This is a genomic window from [Mycobacterium] manitobense (assembly GCF_025821665.1).
Taxonomy (GTDB): domain Bacteria; phylum Actinomycetota; class Actinomycetes; order Mycobacteriales; family Mycobacteriaceae; genus Mycobacterium; species Mycobacterium arseniciresistens.
The window spans coordinates 24,650-45,439 of the sequence record NZ_JACKSJ010000235.1 but is presented as its reverse complement, the minus strand read 5'-3'; the positions used below and the strand labels follow the sequence as shown (position 1 = coordinate 45,439).

Below are 20,790 nucleotides of genomic sequence, written 5' to 3'. Positions count from 1 at the left end.
GGTGGCGGTGCCGGGCATACCCCGGCACCGCCACTTTCTTCTCTCCAGCACCTCTACTGCGTTCCGCCCCGCTGAGAACTTCGGCCCCTCCTGTAACGCGTGACGCCGGTCACACGACTCACCGGATAAGTCACGAGGTCGGGGAAGGACCGCTATGACCGTCATCTGCACGAACGGCATCATCGGCGCACTGCGAAAAGTGCTGGTCCGGGTCGGCTGGCTCACCGCCATAGCGGCGGCGATCGCCATGGCGCCCATGCTGCTGTCCCCGGCGACGGCGAATGCCGACTCGCTGAACTGGGATGCGATCGCCGAATGCGAGTCGGGCGGCAACTGGTCGACCAACACCGGCAACGGGCACTACGGCGGCCTCCAGTTCAAGCCGTCGACCTGGGCAGCACATGGCGGCATGGGTAACCCGGCGACCGCCCCGCGGTCCGAGCAGATCCGGGTGGCCGAACGGGTGCTCGCCAAGCAGGGCATCGGCGCCTGGCCCAAGTGCGGTCCCCGTGGCGGTGCGCCGGCGATCTGGACTGTCGGCGGTCCTGCCCCCGCGCCCGCCGCGGGCGGCTGCGACGCGATCCGCACCGGGAGCGTGTTCGGCCTGTTCGACCTGCGCCGGCTGTGTTCGTCGGTGCTCAGCCCGCTGACGTCGCTGAGCGTGCCACGCTGACCTCGTTGCCCTGCGGGTCGAACAGCTGATCCGGCCCGTCCTCGACCGCGCCGGCGGCGACCAGGTGGCCGGCGCCCCGCACGACCGTCGGCCGCCAGCGGTTCGGCCCGACCCGCTCGTCATCCACCCGGACGAACTTCCAGATCAGACCCTCCCAGCCCGCACAGCCCCGCAGCCAGCGCGGCGTGCCGTCCGGCCCGTCATCGACACGAGCACCAACCAGCGGCGCCCACCACGCCGCCAGTGCCTCGGGGCGGTCGCTGTCGGTACACACCGCGAACGCCTCCGCAGGCGCGTCGGGGGGCAGCGCCGGCTCCGGGAAGGCGCAGAACTCGTTGCCCTCGATGTCGGCGAGCGTGACCCAGCCGGGCAGATGAGCGGCGATCAGCCGGGCGCCGAGTGCGATCAGACGGTCCGGATCGTCGACGCGGACATCGAGGTGCACGCGGTTCTTCACCGCTTTCGGGCCTTGCTGCTGCGGTTGGAAGTGCAGCCACCGCTGTTGCTGCCGGACGCCGAGCACGCCCGCCCAGAACTCGCGCAGCGCCGCCGGGTCTGCTGCGTCGACCGCGATCGGGCCGAGGACGACGCTCACCGCGGCGGATCGCCGGGCATCGCGAACGCCGAGCGGGCTGCGACCGATGCCAGGTGACGGGCCAGCACCGCTTCCGGCATGAGCACCGAGGCCCGGCTGGCCGCGGCGCTGAGCAGCGCGGGACGCAGGTTGATCACCCGGCCGATCATCGCGGCCTCGCGCACCAGTGCCCGCGTCCGCGGCCGCCGGAACCGCGCGTACTCCGCGAACGCCGTCGGCAGGTCGGCGCACCGGTGCACCATCCCGGAGAGGACCACCGCATCCTCGAGGCCCTGGCAGCCGCCCTGGCCCAGGTGCGGCCGCATCGGATGGGCGGCGTCACCGACCAGCACCACAGGGCCCCGTGACCACTGACGCGCGAAGTCGCGGTCGTAAAGGTCGTTGCGGAGCACGTCACCCTCGACCGTCGCGGCCAACAGCGCGGGGATCGGCTCCGCCCACGAGGCGAACCGTTGCCTGAGGTGGTTGAGTTCACCTCCCGGCGCCGTGCCGCCCTCGGCTGCCCGCTCGGTGGCGAACCAATAGGTGTGGTCGGGGCCCAGCGGCACGTGGCCGACCTCACGCCCCGCACCCATCGTCTCGCCCGCGAGATCGGGATCGAGAGGGTAGCCGGCGATCGCCCGCCACGCCGTGTAGCCGGTGTAGCGGTGGTTCAGCTGCCCGTTCAGGTGGCGCGCCACCACCGACCCGACGCCGTCGGCGCCGACGACGGCGTCCACGTCGCGCGCCGTCGCATCCGACAGGACGACCCGCACGCCGGCGGCGGTGAGGACCAGTTCGTCGGCCGACAGTCCGGTCTCGACGGTGCCCGGGCGCAGCGCCCCGGCCAGGATCTCGGTGAGCGCATTGCGCCGGATCACGACAAGGGGCTCGCCAAGCGCACGCACCATGCGCTCGGCGGCGGGGCGGCGCAGCCACGACCCGTCCTTCCAGCGCATCGCGCCCGCGGTGACACGCCCGCCCGCTTCGCGCACCGCGTCGCCGAGGCCGATCTCGTCGAGCGCCGCCAGCGCGTTGGGCCAGATGCTGATGCCGGCCCCGGTGGCGGTGTCGGTCTTCGCCTCGGCGATCGCAACGTCGTGTCCGCGCTGCTGCAGGGCCACCGCGGTGGCCAGGCCGGCGATGCCGGCGCCGACGATCAGTATCCGCTGCGCCATCGGTCGAACGTAGCGTGTGCTACCAACGGGACATGACTGCCGCCGCCGACACGACGCCCTTCGCCGACCTCGACGAGTACCTCGCGCTGCCGCGGGTGTCCGGCCTCGCGGTGTCCCCGGACGGGCGCCGGGTGGTGACCACCATCGCCGAACTCGACAAGAACCGCACCGAATTCGTCTCTGCGATCTGGGAACTGGATCCGGCCGGCGAGCAGCCGGCGAGACGGCTCACCCGCGGGGCCAAAGGAGAGTCGGCACCGGCGTTCACCGCCGAGGGCGATCTACTGTTCGTGGCGGCGCGCCCCGCACCCGGCGACGACAGCCCGCCCGCGCGTCTGTGGCGCTTGCCCGCAGCCGGCGGAGAGGCGGTCGAAGTGCTCGCGCCGGCAGGCGGTGTGGCCGGGGTGCGCACCGCCCGGGGAGCCGACACGACCATCGTCACCGTGCCGCTGCTGACCGCGGCCACCGACATCGGCGACGACGCGAGGCTGCGGGCGCTTCGCAAGGACAGCAAGGTGACGGCCGTGCTGCACAGCGGGTACCCGGTGCGTCACTGGGACCACGACCTGGGGCCGGATCACCCCCACCTTCTCGATACCGCCGGCCCGCGCGATCTCACACCCGAACCCGGTGCGGCGCTCAATGACTGCACCTTCGACGTGAGCGCCGACGGCAGGTTCGTCGTGACCACGTGGGATGTGCGCGGACCCGGCGCATCGGTGCGCCGAATGCTGGTGCGCGTCGACGTCGCGACGGGGGAGCGCACGCGGCTCGCCGAGGACGCCGGTGCGGACCTGGACCTGCCCGCCATCGCGCCGGACGGCTCCGCGGTGGCGTTCACCCGCGAGACGTACTCCACGCCGACGCAGGCGCCACGAATCACGTTGTGCCTGCTCAGATTCGACGACACACATTTCATCGAGCTGACCGCCGACTGGGACCGGTGGCCGTCCTCGGTGACCTGGACCGCGGACTCCGCAGCGCTGATCGTCACGGCCGACGACGCCGGCCGCGGGCCGGTGTTCCGCGTCGATCCGGCGACCGGCGCCGTGGACCGCATCACCGGCGACGACCACACCTACACCGATGTGCGCACCGCGCCCGGCGGAGTGATGTACGCGCTGCGCAGTTCCTATGCCGCGCCGCCGCATCCGGTGCGCATATCCGCCGACGGCACGGTCACCGTCCTCGCCGCCGTCGACACGCCCCCGTTGCCCGGCACGCTCACCGAGGTGACGGCCACCGCCGCCGACGGCGCAACCGTCCGGTCCTGGTTGACGCTGCCGGACACGGCGCCCGACGCGGCGCCTGCGCCGCTGGTGCTGTGGGTGCACGGCGGCCCGCTCGGCAGTTGGAACACCTGGCACTGGCGGTGGAATCCGTGGTTGCTCACCGCGCAGGGCTATGCGGTGCTGCTGCCGGATCCCGCGCTGTCCACCGGCTACGGACAGGACTTCGTCCAACGTGGCTGGGGAGCATGGGGATCCGCGCCCTACACCGACCTGATGGCGGCCACCGACGCGGCATGCGCCCACCCGCGCGTCGACGGCACCAGGACCGCAGTCATGGGCGGGTCATTCGGCGGCTACATGGCGAACTGGATCGCCGGCCACACCGACCGGTTCGCCGCCGTGGTGACGCACGCCAGCCTGTGGGCGCTCGACCAGTTCGGCCCCACCACCGACGGCGCCTACTGGTGGGCGCGGGAGATGACCCCCGAGATGGCCGCCGCCAACTCCCCGCACCACCACGTCGCCGGCATCGGGACGCCGATGCTGGTCATCCACGGCGACAAGGACTACCGCGTGCCGATTGGGGAGGCGTTGCGGCTGTGGTACGAACTGCTCACCGAATCCGCACTACCTGCCGACGAGCACGGCGACACCGCGCACCGGTTCCTGTACTTCCCCACGGAGAATCACTGGGTGCTCAACCCCGCGCACGCCAAACTCTGGTACCAGGTGGTGCTGGCATTCCTGGACCAGCACGTGCTCGGCCGGCACGTCGAGCGGCCGGAACTGCTCGGGTAGCGTCGGGCACATGAGCCAGGAACAGCGTCAATTCGACATCGTCCTGTACGGGGCCACCGGCTTCGCCGGCCGGCTCACCGCCGAGTATCTGGCCCGCGCCGGCGGAGACGCGCGCATCGCGCTGGCCGGGAGATCGCAGGACAAGCTGCTCGCGGTCCGCGACTCGCTCGGCCCGAACGCCGCGGACTGGCCGCTGATCAGCGCGGACGCCTCGCAGCCGTCGACCCTCGACGCGATGGCCGCGCAGACCCGCGTGGTGATCACGACCGTCGGCCCGTACACCCGTTACGGCCTGCCCCTGGTCGCGGCCTGTGCCGCGGCGGGCACCGACTACGCCGACCTGACCGGTGAGACGATGTTCATCCGCGACAGCATCGACCACTACCACAAGCAGGCCGCCGACACCGGTGCGCGCATCGTGCATTCCTGCGGATTCGATTCCGTGCCATCCGATCTCACGGTGTACGCGTTGTATCGCAAGGCCGTCGAGGACGGCGCGGGCGACCTCGGCGACACCACGCTGGTGGTCCGCTCGTTCGCCGGCGGAGTGTCCGGGGGGACGCTCGCATCGATGACCGAGGTGATGCGCACGGCGGCCTCGGACCCCGATGCCCGGCGGCAGATGATCGACCCGTACACCCTGACTCCGGACCGCGCCGCCGAACCGGAACTCGGCGCCCAACCCGACCTGCGGTGGCGGCGCGGCGCCGAGATCGCCCCCGAACTGGCCGGGTACTGGACCACGGCGTTCGTGATGGCGGCGGCCAACACCCGGATCGTGCGGCGCAGCAACGCCTTGCTGGAATACCCCTACGGCCGCCGGTTCGAGTACGGCGAGGTGATGAGCGTGGGCCGGTCGGTCGCCGCTCCCGCCGCCGCGGCGCTCGGCGCGGGAGTCAACGGCGCGGTGTTCGCGCTGGGCACGCGCTTCTTCGACAAGCTGCCCCGCAAGGCCGTCGAGCGCGTGCTGCCCAAGGCGGGCACCGGGCCGAGCGAGAAAGCCCGGGAGCAGGGCCACTACACGGTGGAGACCTACACCACGACCACCAGCGGCGCCCGCTACGTGAGCCGGATGTCCCAGCAGGGCGATCCCGGCTACAAGGCGACGTCGGTGCTGCTCGGCGAGTGCGGGCTGGCGCTGGCGTTCGACCGTGACAAGCTGTCCGACCTGCGGGGAGTGCTCACCCCGGCGGCGGCGATGGGCGACGCCCTGCTGGCCAGGTTCCCGGTGGCCGAGGTCTCGCTGGAGACGTCGCGGCTGGGCTGAGCCGGCCCGGCCGAACAGCCGTTGGACAAGATCAGGTCAACTAGGGTGACCACCATTGGCGCTTCAGCGACGAAGGTGGGAAACATGGCAGGCCTCGACGAACTCTTCGCACAGATCCCGGTTCAGGACATTGCCAGGCAACTCGGCGCGGATCAGGGTGAGGTGGAAAACGCCGTCCGCACGCTGGTGCCCGCACTCGTGGGTGGCGTCCAGGAGAACGTGCAGGCGGACAGCATCGACTCCAGTGAGCTCGAGTCCGCGGTCCACCAGCAGGCCGCGAGCGGGCTGCTCGACGGCGGTGTCAGCGTGGACCAGGTCGACAAGAAGGACGGCGACAAGATCGTCGCGAACATCTTCGGCGGCAACGACAGCGGCGCGGTCGCCTCGGCGCTCGGGGGCAAGGGCGCCGGCGGCAGCGATCTGATCAAGCAACTCCTACCCATCCTCGCCCCGATCGTGCTCGCCTACATCGGCAAGCAGCTCTCCCAGAAGCAGTCCGCCCCCGCGGAGGCGCCGCAGCAGCAGTCCTCGGGCGGAGGGCTCGGCGACGTGCTGGGCAGCATCCTCGGCGGCTCCGGTGGCGGCGGCGGAAACAACCCGCTGGGCAGCATCCTGGGCAGCGTGCTCGGCGGCAACCAGGGCGGCGGCAACCAGGGCAACGTGATCGGCGAGATCCTCGGCGGCATGCTGGGCGGCAAGAAATAGGCGCACCACCGCCGCCCCCGAACTGGACACCGGCGCCGGGTGAGTACGGGCCGAACCCGTACGGCGCGCCGCCGTATGCACCGCGGGCCGCACAGCAGTCGTTGATCAGCCGCTTCCTGCGTCGGCCGCCCGGGTGGCTGCTCGCCGGCGCCGCACTGCTGTGCGCCGCCGCCTTCTGCTGGGCGAACAGTTCACTGGGGACGGCGTTCGGCACCGCGCTGCTGGCCCTCGGCGCCACTTCCGTCGTGGTCGCCTGCTGGCTCTTCCGGACCGTCGCCAGTGCGATCACCGCCAGGCGCTTCTTCGCCCGAACCCTCGTCGTGCCGTTGATCTTCGGCGCCACCGCGGTCCTCATCGGCGTGGACGCGCCTGCGCGTCTGCGCTTCGCCCAGGCGCGACCCGGCTTCGAGCACGCCGTCACCTCGATCGAGGGCGGCGCGGATCCCGCGCGGTTCGCCGGCCGAATCGGGACGTACCGGATCAGTCAGATCAGCACGTACGGCCGTGACGTGTACTTCACCATCCCGGGTGGGTTCCTCGGCACCAACGGACTGGCGTATCTGCCGGACGGGCCGTCCGAGTCCGAGCACCAGGGTGAGTTGAACAGCATTGAGACGCCGTTCACAGGCCCGTGGTACAAGTTCAGCCGCGCCTGGGACTGACCAGGACCCGTGGGGCCTCCGTGCACGTCGATCCCTAGAATTGACCGGTGACCGCCACCCCTGACGCTCGAGCCGACGCCCTGCCCAAACAGTGGGACCCGGCCGCGGTAGAGGACGAGCTGTACCGGGGATGGGTGGAAGCCGGCTACTTCCGGGCCGACCCGTCCAGTGGCAAGCCGCCGTACTCCATCGTGCTGCCGCCGCCGAACGTGACGGGCAGCCTGCACATGGGCCACGCCCTGGACCACACGCTCATGGACGCGCTGACCCGGCGCAAGCGGATGCAGGGCTACGAGGTGCTGTGGCTGCCCGGCATGGACCACGCCGGTATCGCCACCCAGACCGTGGTCGAGAAGCAACTGGCCGTCGACGGCAAGACCAAGGAGGACTTCGGCCGGGAACTGTTCATCGACAAGGTCTGGGACTGGAAGCGCGAATCGGGCGGCACGATCGGCGGCCAGATGCGCCGCCTCGGCGACGGAGTGGACTGGAGTCGGGACCGTTTCACCATGGACGACGGCCTGTCACGGGCGGTGCGCACCATCTTCAAACGGCTCTACGACGCCGGACTGATCTACCAGGCCGAGCGGCTGGTGAACTGGTCACCGGTGCTGCAGACCGCGATCAGCGACCTCGAGGTGAAGTACGAGGACGTCGAGGGCGAGCTGGTGTCGTTCCGCTACGGCTCCATGAACGACGACGAACCCCACATCGTGGTGGCCACCACCCGGATGGAGACGATGCTCGGCGACACCGCGATCGCCGTGCACCCCGACGACGACAGGTACCGCCATCTGGTGGGCCGGACCCTGCCGCACCCGTTCGTCGACCGCGAGCTGATCGTCGTCGCCGACGAGCACGTCGACCCCGAATTCGGCACCGGCGCCGTGAAGATCACCCCCGCGCACGATCCGAACGACTTCGAGATCGGGCTGCGCCACCAGCTGCCGATGCCGACGATCATGGACACCACGGGCCGGATCGCCGACACCGGAACCGAATTCGACGGCATGGATCGATTCGAAGCGCGGGTGCGGGTGCGCGAGGTGCTCGCCGCGCAGGGCCGCGTCATCGCCGAGAAGCGGCCGTACCTGCACAGCGTCGGACACTCCGAGCGCAGTGGCGAACCGATCGAGCCGCGGTTGAGCCTGCAGTGGTGGGTGAAGGTGGAATCGCTGGCCAAGGCCGCAGGTGACGCCGTACGCAACGGCGACACCGTGATCCACCCGCCCAGCCTGGAGCCCCGGTGGTTCGCCTGGGTCGACAACATGCACGACTGGACCATCTCCCGGCAGCTGTGGTGGGGCCACCGGATCCCCATCTGGCACGGCCCCGACGGCCAGACGGTGTGCGTGGGCCCCGACGAGACCCCGCCGCAGGGCTGGGAACAGGACCCCGACGTCCTCGACACCTGGTTCTCCTCGGCGCTGTGGCCGTTCTCCACACTGGGGTGGCCGGAGCGCACCGCCGAACTCGAGACGTTCTATCCGACCACCGTGCTGGTCACCGGCTACGACATCCTGTTCTTCTGGGTGGCCCGGATGATGATGTTCGGCACCTTCGTCGCCGACGATCCGGCGATCACCCTCGACGGGCAGCGGCGTGCGCAGGTGCCTTTCGAGAACGTGTTCCTGCACGGCCTGATCCGCGACGAGCACGGCCGCAAGATGAGCAAGTCCCGCGGTAACGGCATCGACCCGCTGGAGTGGGTGGAGATCTTCGGCGCCGACGCGCTGCGATTCACCCTGGCCCGCGGCGCCAGCCCCGGCGGCGACCTGTCCATCGGTGAGGACCATGCCCGGGCGTCGCGCAACTTCGCCACCAAGCTGTTCAACGCCACCCGGTTCGCGCTGATGAACGGTGCCGCCCCGGCCCCGCTGCCCGATGCCGCCGCGCTCACCGACGCCGACCGCTGGATCCTCGGCCGACTCGAAGAGGTTCGGGCAGAGGTGGATTCAACGCTGGACAGCTACGAGTTCAGCAAAGCGTGTGAGTCGCTGTACCACTTCGCCTGGGACGAATTCTGCGACTGGTACGTGGAACTCGCGAAAGTGCAACTCGGCGAGGGCGTTTCACACACCACGGCGGTGCTCGCCGCGGTGCTCGACACCCTGCTCAAACTCCTGCACCCCGTGATGCCGTTCGTCACCGAGGTGCTGTGGAAGGCGCTCACCGACGGGGAGTCGCTGGTGATCGCGGACTGGCCGAAGCCCTCCGCATTCGCCCCCGATGCGGTTGCTGCGCAACGCGTCGCCGACATGCAGAGGCTCATCACCGAGGTGCGCCGGTTCCGCAGCGATCAGGGGCTCGGCGACCGCCAGCGGGTTCCCGCCCGGCTGTCCGGCGTCTCCACGGCCGGTCTCGACGCGCAGGTGCCCGCGGTGCGGTCGCTGGCCTGGCTCACCGACGCCGAAGCGGGGTTCACCGCCTCGGCCGCCGTCGAGGTGCGGCTCTCCGGCGGCACGGTCGTCGTCGAACTCGACACCTCCGGCACCGTCGACGTGGAAGCCGAGCGCAAGCGGTTGCAGAAAGACCTGGCGGCCGCCGAGAAGGAGCTGACGCAGACCACGGGCAAGCTCGGTAACGACGCCTTCCTGTCGAAGGCGCCCGAAGCCGTGATCGAGAAGATCCGGTCCCGTCAGCAGCTGGCCCGCGAAGAGGTCGAGCGGATCTCGGGCCGTCTGGCTGCCCTGCGATGACGGCCGAGCCGACCCCCGACGAGATCGCCGCCCTGCTGCAGGTCGAGCACCTGCTCGACCAGCGCTGGCCGGAGACCAAGCTCGAGCCGAGCACGACGCGCATCAGCGCGCTGCTCGAACTGCTCGGTTCGCCGCAGCGCGGGTACCCGTCGATCCACATCGCAGGCACCAACGGCAAGACCTCGGTGGCCCGCATGGTCGACGCCCTGCTCACGGCCCTGCACCGCCGGACCGGACGCACCACCAGCCCGCACCTGCAGTCGGCGGTGGAGCGCATCTCGATCGACGGCGCACCGATCACACCGGCGCAGTACGTCGAGACGTACCGCGAGATCGAACCGTTCGTCGAGCTCGTCGACCAGCAGTCCGAGGCCGCCGGCGGCCCCAAGATGAGCAAGTTCGAGGTGCTCACCGCGATGGCGTTCGCGGCGTTCGCCGACGCGCCGATCGAGGTGGCCGTGGTGGAGGTCGGCATGGGTGGGCGTTGGGACGCCACCAACGTCGTCACCGCGCCCGTCGCCGTCATCACCCCGATCGGCCTCGACCATGCCGACTACCTCGGCGGAACCATCGCTGAGATCGCCGCCGAGAAGGCGGGCATCATCGTTCGGCAGGACCAGGACGACCTGGTGCCCACCGACACCGTCGCGGTGATCGCCCGCCAGGCGCCCGAGGCCATGGAGGTGCTGCTGGAGCAGACGGTGCGCGCCGACGCCGCGGTCGCCCGGGAGGATTCCGAGTTCGCGGTGCTGAGCCGCCAGGTGGCCGTCGGCGGGCAGCTGCTGGAACTGCAGGGGCTGGGCGGCCGGTACTCCGACATCTTCCTCCCGCTGCACGGCGAACATCAGGCACACAACGCGGTGCTCGCGCTGGCCGCGGTGGAGGCGTTCTTCGGGGCGGGCGCGTCACGCCAGCTCGATGTCGAGGCGGTGCGGGCCGGATTCGCCGCGGTGTCCAGCCCCGGCCGGCTGGAGCGCATGCGCAACGCGCCGACGGTGTTCATCGACGCCGCGCACAACCCGGCCGGAGCGGCGGCGCTGGCGTCGGCCCTGGGCGACGAGTTCGACTTCCGGTTCCTGGTCGGCGTCGTGTCGGTGATGGCGGACAAGGACGTCGACGGCATCCTCGCGGCACTGGAGCCGGCGTTCGACCAGATCGTGGTGACGCACAACGGTTCTCCGCGCGCCCTCGAGGTCGACGCGCTGGAGCTGCTGGCCCAGGAGCGGTTCGGCCCCGACCGGGTGCTCACCGCCGCCACGCTGCCCGACGCGATCGAGGCGGCCACCGCGCTCGTCGAGGAGGCCGGTCAGGAGGGCGAGGGACTGTCCGGCGCGGGCATGGTGATCACCGGTTCGGTCGTGACCGCCGGCGCGGCCCGCACGCTCTTCGGACGGGACCCGCAATGAGCGAACAGCCCGTGCCGCAGGGTCCCGACCCGTGGCGCAGTTTCCGCGGCGTGATGGCAGGCACGCTGATCCTCGAGGCGATCGTGGTGCTGCTGGCGCTGCCGGTGGTCGCGGTCGGCGAACCGGGCCTGACGCCGCCGAGCATCGGCTACCTCGTCGGCCTCGCGGTGCTGATGGTGCTGCTGGCGGGGCTGCAGGGACGGTCGTGGGCGATCTGGGCGAACCTCGGTCTGCAGCTGCCGGTGATCGCCGGTGCGGTGCTGCACGGCGCGATCGGATTCATCGGGGTGCTCTTCGCCGGGGTGTGGCTGCTGATCCTGTACCTGCGGGCCGAGGTGAAACGGCGCCAGGACCACGGATTGTTGCCGGGCCAGCAGCCGCCCGCCGTCGGGCCGCAGGGACGCGACTCGGACGATGGCGTTCAGGAGTGACCGGTACGCTCTCATTCCGTGACTGAGCGGACCCTGGTACTCATCAAGCCCGACGGTGTGAAGCGTCGCCTGGTCGGAGAGATCCTGAGCAGGATCGAGCGCAAGGGGCTGACCATCGCGGCCCTCGAGCTGAAGACCGTGAGCGAGGAACTCGCGCGCAAGCACTACGCCGAACACGAGGGGAAGCCGTTCTTCCCGTCGCTGCTCGAGTTCATCACCTCCGGACCGGTGCTCGCCGCCGTCGTCGAGGGACCGCGCGCCGTTGCCGCCTTCCGCCAGATCGCCGGCGGAACCGACCCCGTCGAGAAGGCCGTGCCCGGCACGGTCCGCGGCGACCTGGCCCTCGTCACCCAGGACAACCTGGTCCACGGCTCGGATTCGCCCGACTCCGCGGTGCGCGAGATCGAGCTCTGGTTCCCGGGCGGCTAGACCGGCCGAACCGCGAGTTTGCGGCGCTTGGTCGGTCGGGCGCCGATGGTGTGGGATACTGGTCTCGGGTGAGCGGCCTTCATCCGAGGCCGGCCCACCCGAATGAAGACTTCGACGAGCGCGACCACCGTCCCGAACGGTGTGGCGCAGACCGTCCAGCCGTCATTCAGCCAGGCACCGAGTAGGTCCTGACCTGGGGCCGCCCGGAGCGAGACCACAACAAGTCCGGAGAAGTGACCGCCGGGCACAAGAGCGCAAGCCCTCGCGTGGCCGCGTCGATACGACGCGCCCGGGGGCTCGAGGAGAATACGTGGCCGACAGTGACAACTTTGCAGCCCACACCGAAGAGCCTTCAGCGGCGGAGCCGGCGACACCGGCCCAGCCGCAGGACGGCCTGCCTGACCGGCTGAGGGTCCATTCGCTGGCCAGGGTGCTCGGCACCACCAGCAAGCGGGTGCTCGACGCGCTGGCGCAGTTCGACGGCCGCACCCGCAGCGCGCACTCGACCATCGACAAGAGCGACGCCGAACGCGTGCGCGACGTCCTGGCATCGGCAGAGGGCGACGGCGCCGCGGAAGCGCCTGCGACCGATCAGCCGTCGGACCGACCCGCCGAGGCGGCTTCCGAGCCGGCCGCCGCCGAGGAACCGGAATCCCGGCTGATGCTGGAGACGGCTCCCACCCCTGCCGCCTACCTTCCGCTGTTCGTCGCGCCGCAGCCGGTCACGGCCGAGGCGCCGGACGACGATGACGACGACGACGAGGACGACGAGCCCGAGACGGCGTCGGACTCCGATGACGACCAGGCCGACCGGCCCGCCGCACGCAGGCGCAGGCGCGGACGCCGTGGCCGTGGCCGTGGCCGCGGCGAGCAGAACGACGACGCCGGTGACTCCGAGGGCGACGACCAGCCCGACAATCAGGACGAGTCCGCCGATCAGGACAACGGGGACGACTCCGACGACGACAACGGCGACGACGACGGCCAGGACTCCGAAGGCGCCACCCGCCGCCGGCGCAGGCGTCGCCGCCGCAAGTCCGGCACCGGTGACGACGGTGAGTCCGGCTCTCCCGACGACCCGCCGAACACCGTCGTGCACGAACGGCCTCCGCGGGAGAAGTCGGCGAAGAACGCCAAAGACCCCGACGAGATCCAGGGCATCAGCGGGTCCACCCGGCTGGAAGCCAAGCGGCAGCGCCGCCGCGACGGTCGCGACGCGGGCCGCCGCCGGCCGCCGATCCTGTCCGAGGCGGAGTTCCTCGCGCGCCGCGAGGCCGTCGAACGCGTGATGGTGGTGCGCGACAAGGTCCGCAGCGAACCTCCCCACGAAGGCGCGCGCTACACCCAGATCGCCGTGCTCGAGGACGGCGTCGTCGTCGAGCACTTCGTCACGTCGGCGGCCCAGTCGTCGCTGGTCGGCAACATCTACCTCGGCATCGTGCAGAACGTGCTGCCCTCGATGGAGGCGGCGTTCGTCGACATCGGCCGCGGCCGCAACGGTGTGCTCTACGCCGGTGAGGTGAACTGGGAAGCCGCCGGACTCGGCGGCGCCCAGCGCAAGATCGAGCAGGCCCTCAAGCCCGGCGACTACGTCGTCGTCCAGGTCAGCAAGGACCCCGTCGGCCACAAGGGCGCACGGCTGACCACGCAGGTGTCGCTGGCCGGCCGCTACCTGGTGTACGTGCCCGGTGCGTCGTCCACGGGCATCAGCCGCAAGCTGCCCGACACCGAGCGCCAGCGGCTCAAGGAGATCCTGCGCGAGGTGGTGCCGTCGGACGCCGGCGTGATCATCCGCACCGCGTCGGAGGGCGTCAAGGAAGAGGACATCCGCTCCGACGTCAACCGGCTGCAGGAGCGCTGGAACCAGATCGAGGCGAAGTCCGCCGAGGTCATCGGCAAGAAGGCCGGCGCCGCGATGGCGCTCTACGAAGAGCCCGACGTGCTGGTCAAGGTGATCCGCGACCTGTTCAACGAGGACTTCTCCAGCCTCATCGTGTCCGGCGACGAGGCCTGGAAGACGATCGACAGCTATGTCAACGCCGTCGCCCCCGACCTGGTGCCGCGGCTGACGAAGTACGAGCCCGCCGGATCCGCGGACGGCGGGTCGGCCCCCGACGTGTTCGCCGTGCACCGCATCGACGAACAGCTCGCCAAGGCGATGGACCGCAAGGTGTGGCTGCCCTCGGGCGGCACCCTGGTGATCGACCGCACCGAGGCGATGACCGTGGTGGACGTCAACACCGGCAAGTTCACCGGATCCGGCGGCAACCTCGAGCAGACGGTCACCCGGAACAACCTGGAGGCCGCCGAGGAGATCGTGCGCCAGCTCCGGCTGCGCGACATCGGCGGCATCATCGTCATCGACTTCATCGACATGGTGCTGGAGAACAACCGCGATCTGGTGCTGCGGCGTCTCACCGAGGCGCTCGCCCGTGACCGCACCCGCCACCAGGTGTCGGAGGTGACCTCTCTCGGGCTGGTTCAGCTGACCCGAAAGAAGCTGGGCACCGGGCTGGTGGAGGCGTTCTCCACGGCGTGCCCGCACTGCGCCGGTCGCGGGATCCTGCTGCACGGCGACCCGGTCGACTCCACGTCGTCGGGCGGCGGGCGCAAGTCCGACTCGGGCGGCGGCGGCGGCGGAGGAGGAGCCGGCGGTGGCGGCGGCAGGCGCGGCAAGCGTGGAAAAAAGGGCGCCAAGCCCGAAGAGGTGCCGGTCGCCAAGGTGCCGAGCCACCCGGCCGGCGAGCATCCGATGTTCAAGGCGATGGCGGCGGCGAACGGCAGGCCCGAAGACGACGACTCCGACGACGGTGAGGACGACGAGACCACCGCCGGCAGCGAGCGCGGAGACGCCGAGAAGCTGCACGAAGCCGTCGGCGAGGAACTGGCCGACGAGGACTTCGAAGACTCGGACGACGAGGACTCGGACGACGAGGACTCCGACGACGAGGACTCGGACGATGACGACTCCGACGATGACGACTCCGATGACGAGGACTCGGACGAGGTTGAGCTCGACGCCGATGAAGAGGACGAGGACGAGATCGACGACGACATCGACGTCATCTCCGACGACGACTCGGATGACGACGACGACTCAGATGATGACGACGAATCCGACGAGGACGACGACGAGGACTCCGACGACGAGGAAGACGTCGAGCCCGAGGTGATCTCCGTCTCGAGCCGGCGTCCGCGGCGACGTGCCGCGGCCCGGCCGGCGGGCCCGCCGGCAGGCGAATGAGTGTGAGACCGCTGGCGGTTTGACCCTCTACCCGCTGGTCACGTACCCTTGACCAGTTGTCACCAGGCTGCACGTAATCCGGGCCGGTGGCAGCGGGAACAGATGTTCAAGCATCTGAAGCCCGCACCCCAAGACCCGCGCTCGCGCCCCCCGGGTAGCGCGCGCCCGCGATACGAAGAGGTAGACCATCGATGGCGAGCTACGCAATCGTCAAGACCGGCGGCAAGCAGTACAAGGTCGCCGTCGGTGACATCGTGAAGGTCGAGAAGCTCGACGCCGACGCGGGCGCATCGGTCTCGCTGCCCGTCGCACTCGTCGTGGACGGCGCGAACGTCACCAGCGCCGCCAAGGAGCTGGAGAAGGTCGCGGTCACCGGCGAGGTGCTCGAGCACACCAAGGGTCCCAAGATCCGTATCCACAAGTTCAAGAACAAGACCGGCTACCACAAGCGCCAGGGGCACCGTCAGCAGCTGACCGTGCTCAAGGTCACCGGAATCAAGTAGGGGAGCGAACGGACATGGCACACAAGAAGGGCGCTTCCAGCTCGCGCAACGGTCGCGACTCCAACGCCCAGCGGCTGGGTGTTAAGCGGTTCGGCGGCCAGGTCGTCAAGGCCGGCGAGATCATCGTGCGGCAGCGCGGCACCCACTTCCATCCCGGCGTGAACGTCGGCCGCGGCGGCGACGACACGCTGTTCGCCACCGCACCCGGCGCCGTCGAGTTCGGCATCAAGCGCGGTCGCAAGCTCGTCAACATCGTCCCGGTCGCCCGCCCGGAGGCTTAAGCTTCGCGACGGTGACGCTGCGGGGGACTCGCGAGCGCTTTTCCGCCCCGGCGTTACTTTCGGAGGAGTACTGCAATGCCCCGCTTCGTCGACCGCGTCGTGATTCACGCGACCGCGGGCAACGGCGGTCACGGCTGCGCCTCGGTGCACCGCGAGAAGTTCAAACCTCTCGGCGGTCCCGACGGCGGCAACGGCGGCCGTGGCGGCAGCATCGTGCTGGTCGTCGATCCGCAGGTGCACACCCTGCTGGACTTCCACTTCCATCCGCATGTCGTCGCGCCGTCCGGCAAGCAGGGCGCGGGCAGCAATCGCGACGGCGCCGCCGGCGCTGACCTCGAGGTGCGGGTGCCCGACGGCACGGTGGTGCTCGACGACCAGGGCCGCGTCCTCGCCGACCTGGTGGGTGCGGGCACGCGATTCGAAGCGGCCGCCGGTGGACGCGGAGGCCTTGGCAACGCGGCGCTGGCGTCACGGGCCCGCAGGGCGCCCGGCTTCGCGCTGCTCGGGGAGAAGGGTCAGGTCCGCGACCTCACCCTGGAACTCAAGACCGTCGCCGACGTCGGTCTGGTCGGCTTCCCCTCGGCGGGCAAGTCATCGCTGGTGTCGGTGATCTCGGCGGCCAAGCCCAAGATCGCCGACTATCCGTTCACCACGCTGGTTCCGAACCTGGGCGTGGTGTCGGCCGGGGACAACACGTTCACCGTCGCCGATGTGCCCGGGCTGATTCCCGGTGCGTCCGAGGGCCGTGGCCTCGGCCTCGAGTTCCTGCGACACATCGAGCGGTGCGCCGTCCTCGTCCACGTCGTCGACTGCGCGACGCTGGAACCGGGGCGGGACCCGGTGTCCGACATCGAGGCGCTGGAAGCCGAATTGGCCGCCTACACCCCGACGCTGCAGGGTGACACGGCGCTGGGCGACCTCACCGAACGGCCACGTGCAGTGGTGCTCAACAAGATCGACGTGCCCGACGCGCGCGAACTTGCCGACTTCGTCCGCGACGAAGTGGTCCGCCGCTTCGGGTGGCCGGTGTTCGAGGTCTCGACTGTGAGCCGGGACGGGTTGCGGCCGTTGACCTTCGCGCTGTGGGAGCTGGTCAGCGCCTACCGGCAGGCGCAGCCACCGGTGGTGCCCAGGCGCCCCGTCATCCGTCCGGTCCCGGTGAACGACAGCGGGTTCACCGTGGAATCGGACGGCCGTGGAGGATTCGTGGTGCGCGGCGCGCGACCCGAACGCTGGATCGGCCAGACCGACTTCGAGAACGCCGAGGCGGTCGGGTACCTCGGAGACCGGCTCAACAGGCTCGGGGTCGAGGACGAACTGCTCAAGCTCGGTGCGAAGCCGGGATGCGCGGTCACGATCGGCGACATGACCTTCGACTGGGAGCCGCAGACCCCGGCCGGCATCGACATGCCGTTGTCCGGCCGTGGCACCGACATCCGCCTCGAGCAGACCGACCGCGTCCGGGCCGCCGAGCGCAAGGTCGCCAGGCGGGAGCGCCGCCGCTCCGGCGGTGACGAGTGACCCAGGACGGGGTCGGCTCCGCACGCTCCACGCACCGCGAGGCCGTCCGCACCGCACGCAGCATCGTCGTCAAGATCGGCACCACCGCGCTGACCACTCCGGCCGGAGTGTTCGACGCCGGCCGGTTGGCGACGCTGGCCGACGCGATCGAGTCCCGGATGAAGGCGGGCTCCGACGTGGTGATCGTGTCCTCCGGCGCGATCGCCGCCGGCATCGAACCGCTGCGGCTGTCTCGCCGGCCCGCCGATCTGGCGACCAAGCAGGCCGCCGCGAGTGTCGGACAGGTCGCGCTGATCAACTCGTGGAGCGCGGCGTTCGCTCGCTACCAGCGCACCGTCGGGCAGGTACTGCTGACCGCCCACGACATCTCGATGCGGGTTCAGCACACCAACGCCCAGCGCACTCTCGACCGGTTGCGGGCACTGCACGCGGTGGCGATCGTCAACGAGAACGACACCGTGGCCACCAATGAGATCCGGTTCGGCGACAACGACCGGCTCTCGGCGCTGGTGGCGCATCTGGTCGGCGCCGATGCGCTGGTGCTGCTGTCGGATGTGGACGGCCTGTACGACTCCGATCCGCGAAAAGGCAACGCGCAGTTCATCGCCGAGGTGGCGCGTCCCGACGATCTGGACGGCGTGGTCGCCGGCCGCGGCAGTCACCTCGGCACCGGCGGCATGGCGTCGAAGCTGTCGTCGGCGTTGCTCGCCGCCGACGCAGGGGTTCCGGTGCTGCTCGCCGCCGCCGCCGACGCGTCCGCCGCGCTGGCCGACGCGTCGGTGGGAACCGTCTTCGCCCCACGCGCCGAACGCATGTCGGCGCGACGGTTCTGGGTGCGCTACGCCGCGGAGGCCGCGGGCGCTTTGACCCTCGACGACGGCGCCGTGCGCGCCGTTGTCGGCCAACGGCGTTCACTGCTGTCCGCAGGCATCACCGCGGTGTCGGGCCGGTTCTACGGGGGCGACGTCGTCGAACTGCGGGCACAGGACGCCACGATGGTGGCCCGCGGGGTGGTGGCCTACGACCATTCGGAACTGGCGACGATGCTCGGCCGCTCCACCTCCGACCTGCCCGCCGAGATGCGCAGGCCCGCCGTGCACGCCGACGACCTGGTCGCCGTCTAGCGGTTCGTCAGGCGTCCCACGAACCGCTTGATCCGGGAGGCGCGCAGCTCGGCCTCCTCGAGGGGGTCGTCGTCGGACGGCCGGACCCGGATGCCTTTCGCCTCGGCGGTCGCTGTGAGCGACGACCGCACGGCGCCGTCGGCGAGCAGCAGCGTGGCCAGGATGCCCGGCGAGAGGGTGCGGCGCCGCACCAGCCCGTGGTAGTTGACTTCGGCGGGGATCTTCACGTCGAGCTTGCGCAGCGCATCACCGGTGGCGGCGACGATCGCCGTCAGCGCGGCGTCCGAGGCGACGCCGACGACCAGGCTGCGGCCCGGGAAGCGGGGCAGCGGCAGCTTGTTCAGCTGTTTGTCGAGGGCGCCGGAGAACAGGTAGCCGAACAGGCTGACCGTCTCGATGTCGGCGACGTCGGACCACTCGACGTCATCCCCGTCGAATTCGACGGCGTCGGCACTGATGGCCACCCCGCCGAAGTGGTTCAGCAGGCGCAGCGGCGCGGCGAGCACACCGGGGGGCCGCAGCACGGCGGCGAGGGTGTCGCCGACACCGGCGGCCCACCTCCCGTCTGCAGGGCCTGGGTCGGGACGCCAGCGGTCCAGCACGGAAGTCACCCGGGCAGTCAAGCGGAGGCGGACAGCGCAGGCAACTCGTCGGCCAGCAGCGCCAGCATCGGCGAGCAACCGTTGTCGAGCTTCACCGTCGCCAGGTCGTCGCCCCGGGTGGGGCCGCGATTGAGGATCGCGACCGGCATGCCGCGCGCCGCGGCGTGCCGGACGAACCGGTATCCGGAGAACACGGTCAGCGACGATCCCGCCACCAGCAGCACGTCGGCCGCGTCGACCACCGCGTACGCCCGGTCCACCCGCTCCTTGGGCACGCTCTCGCCGAAGTACACGATGTCGGGTTTGAGCATGCCGCCGCAGCGCTGGCAGTCGATGATGCGGAACGACGACGTGTCGCCGACGACGGCGTCCGCATCGGGGGCGACGGCGATCCCGCCGACCGCCTCCGCCCGCTCGAGGAAGCCCGGGTTGGCCGCCTCCAGGAGGTCGGCCAGCGCCGCCCGGGACATGGTGTGCCCGCAGTCCAGGCAGACCACTCGCGCGTAGGTGCCGTGCAGGTCGATGACGTGCCTGCTGCCCGCCTTGGTGTGCAGCAGGTCGACGTTCTGGGTGATCAGTCCGCTGACCACGCCGGCGCGCTCCAGCGCGGCCAGCGCGCGGTGGCCGGCATTCGGCAGCGTCGCGGCCATGTGCCGCCAGCCCACGTGGTTGCGGGCCCAGTAGCGCTGCCGGAACACCGGGTCGCCGGTGAACTGGCGGATCGTCATCGGATTGCTCGGCGGCGAGTCCGGGCCGCGGTAGTCCGGGATGCCGGAGTCGGTGGACATCCCCGCGCCGGTGAGCACCGCGACGCGCCGACCCCGCAGCAGGGCGACGAGTTCGGGCGATTCCACGTCCACCAGAGTAGGGGCAGGTCCGACAACGGCCCCGGAACCGCAGCTCCGGGGCCGTTTCCGAAAGGTGCTACTCGCTGTGAGAGGTGACGGTCACGTCGCCGTCGACGGCCTGCACCTCGACCTGCTTGCCGGTGTGCTCGTCGCCGTGTACCGGCACCGCGATGGTCAGCACGCCCCGACCGTAGGTCGCGGTGATGGCGTCCTCGTCGGCGCCGACGGGCAGCGGGACGGTCCGGGTGAACGCCCCGTAGCGGAATTCGGAGCGGCCGTTGCTCGCGATCTTCTCGGCCCTGGTGGCCCTGACGGTCAGCTGACCGTCGCGCACCGTGACGCCGATCTCGGCGGGGTCCACCCCGGGCAGCTCGGCGCGCACCTCGTAGCGGCCGTCGAGCACCTCGTCCTCGATGCGGATCAGGTGGCTGTCGGAGAACGGCCGAAGGCCGGCCATGGTCGGATAGTTCGGGAACGCCGGGAAGCCGGAGAACAGCTGCGACAGGTCGGACAGTTCAGGCAGGAAGGTGCGCGACGGGCGCTGCACCGCGAGCTTGGTCATGGTTCCTCCAGCAGTGGTCGGGTGGTGTGGCATCGACCCTGCGCGGCCGAG

Annotated in this window: 19 protein-coding genes; 14 read left to right on the top strand and 5 right to left on the bottom strand. The window is 70.7% G+C overall.

Annotated features, from left to right (window positions below; translation table 11 throughout):
• Positions 1–154 precede the first annotated feature (154 nt).
• Entirely contained in the window at positions 155–673 is a 519-nt protein-coding gene (locus tag H7I41_RS25405) for a transglycosylase family protein (RefSeq protein WP_372503804.1), read from the top strand.
• On the opposite strand, the gene H7I41_RS25400 is transcribed toward H7I41_RS25405, so the two are convergent.
• Together H7I41_RS25400 and H7I41_RS25395 are read right to left on the bottom strand one after the other, a co-directional pair.
• The gene (locus H7I41_RS25400; protein ID WP_264015404.1) at positions 639–1,268 is read right to left on the bottom strand and encodes a VOC family protein; all 630 of its coding nucleotides are present in this window, start codon (positions 1,266–1,268) and stop codon (positions 639–641) included. The genes H7I41_RS25405 and H7I41_RS25400 overlap by 35 nt on opposite strands.
• Complete coding sequence (locus tag H7I41_RS25395) at positions 1,265–2,425, bottom strand: FAD-dependent oxidoreductase (RefSeq protein WP_264015403.1); 1,161 nt, start codon at positions 2,423–2,425, stop codon at positions 1,265–1,267. Before H7I41_RS25395 ends, H7I41_RS25400 begins: the two co-directional genes overlap by 4 nt.
• Positions 2,426–2,457: 32 nt before the next feature.
• Between H7I41_RS25395 and H7I41_RS25390 the strand changes: the two genes are divergently transcribed.
• The 13 genes from H7I41_RS25390 (at position 2,458) to proB (ending at position 18,727) form a co-directional block, all read left to right on the top strand.
• Positions 2,458–4,455, top strand: a complete 1,998-nt coding sequence (locus H7I41_RS25390; RefSeq protein ID WP_264015402.1) for a S9 family peptidase — start codon at positions 2,458–2,460, stop codon at positions 4,453–4,455.
• Between the two features lie 10 nt (positions 4,456–4,465).
• Positions 4,466–5,722, top strand: a complete 1,257-nt coding sequence (locus H7I41_RS25385) for a saccharopine dehydrogenase family protein (RefSeq protein WP_264015401.1) — start codon at positions 4,466–4,468, stop codon at positions 5,720–5,722.
• Between the two features lie 84 nt (positions 5,723–5,806).
• Positions 5,807–6,427, top strand: coding sequence for a DUF937 domain-containing protein (locus H7I41_RS25380; protein ID WP_264015400.1), 621 nt, complete (start codon positions 5,807–5,809; stop codon positions 6,425–6,427).
• A 101-nt stretch (positions 6,428–6,528) separates the two neighbouring features.
• A complete protein-coding gene (locus H7I41_RS25375; RefSeq protein ID WP_264015399.1) occupies positions 6,529–7,089 on the top strand; it encodes a hypothetical protein in 561 nt (186 codons plus the stop codon).
• 47 nt (positions 7,090–7,136) lie between these two features.
• Entirely contained in the window at positions 7,137–9,788 is a 2,652-nt protein-coding gene (locus H7I41_RS25370; protein ID WP_264015398.1) for a valine--tRNA ligase, read from the top strand.
• Positions 9,785–11,194: a bifunctional tetrahydrofolate synthase/dihydrofolate synthase gene (gene folC / locus H7I41_RS25365; RefSeq protein ID WP_264015397.1), complete on the top strand. Its 1,410-nt coding sequence runs from the start codon at positions 9,785–9,787 to the stop codon at positions 11,192–11,194. Before H7I41_RS25370 ends, folC begins: the two co-directional genes overlap by 4 nt.
• Entirely contained in the window at positions 11,191–11,625 is a 435-nt protein-coding gene (locus tag H7I41_RS25360) for a DUF4233 domain-containing protein (protein WP_264015396.1), read from the top strand. The genes folC and H7I41_RS25360 overlap by 4 nt, the downstream gene beginning before the upstream one ends.
• An 18-nt stretch (positions 11,626–11,643) precedes the next feature.
• Positions 11,644–12,054, top strand: coding sequence for a nucleoside-diphosphate kinase (ndk, locus tag H7I41_RS25355; protein ID WP_264015395.1), 411 nt, complete (start codon positions 11,644–11,646; stop codon positions 12,052–12,054).
• 310 nt (positions 12,055–12,364) lie between these two features.
• A complete protein-coding gene (rne, locus tag H7I41_RS25350; protein ID WP_372503803.1) occupies positions 12,365–15,298 on the top strand; it encodes a ribonuclease E in 2,934 nt (977 codons plus the stop codon).
• A 191-nt stretch (positions 15,299–15,489) separates the two neighbouring features.
• Entirely contained in the window at positions 15,490–15,801 is a 312-nt protein-coding gene (rplU, locus tag H7I41_RS25345) for a 50S ribosomal protein L21 (RefSeq protein ID WP_264015394.1), read from the top strand.
• Between the two features lie 14 nt (positions 15,802–15,815).
• Positions 15,816–16,082 carry a 50S ribosomal protein L27 gene (gene rpmA / locus H7I41_RS25340; RefSeq protein ID WP_264015393.1) on the top strand — a complete coding sequence of 89 codons (267 nt, stop codon included), beginning with the start codon at positions 15,816–15,818 and terminating at the stop codon, positions 16,080–16,082.
• Between the two features lie 75 nt (positions 16,083–16,157).
• Positions 16,158–17,603, top strand: coding sequence for a GTPase ObgE (obgE, locus tag H7I41_RS25335; RefSeq protein WP_264015392.1), 1,446 nt, complete (start codon positions 16,158–16,160; stop codon positions 17,601–17,603).
• Positions 17,600–18,727, top strand: coding sequence for a glutamate 5-kinase (proB, locus tag H7I41_RS25330; protein ID WP_264015391.1), 1,128 nt, complete (start codon positions 17,600–17,602; stop codon positions 18,725–18,727). The genes obgE and proB overlap by 4 nt, the downstream gene beginning before the upstream one ends.
• Here the strand turns inward: proB and H7I41_RS25325 are convergent.
• The 3 genes from H7I41_RS25325 to H7I41_RS25315 all read right to left on the bottom strand — a co-directional run bounded on the left by H7I41_RS25325 (position 18,724) and on the right by H7I41_RS25315 (position 20,739).
• Entirely contained in the window at positions 18,724–19,338 is a 615-nt protein-coding gene (locus H7I41_RS25325) for a hypothetical protein (RefSeq protein ID WP_264015390.1), read from the bottom strand. The genes proB and H7I41_RS25325 overlap by 4 nt on opposite strands.
• A gap of 8 nt (positions 19,339–19,346) precedes the next feature.
• The gene (locus H7I41_RS25320) at positions 19,347–20,183 is read right to left on the bottom strand and encodes an NAD-dependent protein deacetylase (protein WP_264015389.1); all 837 of its coding nucleotides are present in this window, start codon (positions 20,181–20,183) and stop codon (positions 19,347–19,349) included.
• Between the two features lie 70 nt (positions 20,184–20,253).
• A complete protein-coding gene (locus H7I41_RS25315; RefSeq protein WP_264015388.1) occupies positions 20,254–20,739 on the bottom strand; it encodes an Hsp20/alpha crystallin family protein in 486 nt (161 codons plus the stop codon).
• Positions 20,740–20,790 lie beyond the last annotated feature (51 nt).

Coding starts and splice junctions, on each gene's coding strand:
- H7I41_RS25405 (WP_372503804.1), top strand. CDS start 155: ATGACCGTCATCTGCACGAACGGCATCATCGGCGCACTGCGAAAAGTG.
- H7I41_RS25395 (WP_264015403.1), bottom strand. CDS start 2,425: ATGGCGCAGCGGATACTGATCGTCGGCGCCGGCATCGCCGGCCTGGCC.
- H7I41_RS25390 (WP_264015402.1), top strand. CDS start 2,458: ATGACTGCCGCCGCCGACACGACGCCCTTCGCCGACCTCGACGAGTAC.
- H7I41_RS25385 (WP_264015401.1), top strand. CDS start 4,466: ATGAGCCAGGAACAGCGTCAATTCGACATCGTCCTGTACGGGGCCACC.
- H7I41_RS25380 (WP_264015400.1), top strand. CDS start 5,807: ATGGCAGGCCTCGACGAACTCTTCGCACAGATCCCGGTTCAGGACATT.
- folC (WP_264015397.1), top strand. CDS start 9,785: ATGACGGCCGAGCCGACCCCCGACGAGATCGCCGCCCTGCTGCAGGTC.
- H7I41_RS25360 (WP_264015396.1), top strand. CDS start 11,191: ATGAGCGAACAGCCCGTGCCGCAGGGTCCCGACCCGTGGCGCAGTTTC.
- rplU (WP_264015394.1), top strand. CDS start 15,490: ATGGCGAGCTACGCAATCGTCAAGACCGGCGGCAAGCAGTACAAGGTC.
- rpmA (WP_264015393.1), top strand. CDS start 15,816: ATGGCACACAAGAAGGGCGCTTCCAGCTCGCGCAACGGTCGCGACTCC.
- obgE (WP_264015392.1), top strand. CDS start 16,158: ATGCCCCGCTTCGTCGACCGCGTCGTGATTCACGCGACCGCGGGCAAC.
- H7I41_RS25315 (WP_264015388.1), bottom strand. CDS start 20,739: ATGACCAAGCTCGCGGTGCAGCGCCCGTCGCGCACCTTCCTGCCTGAA.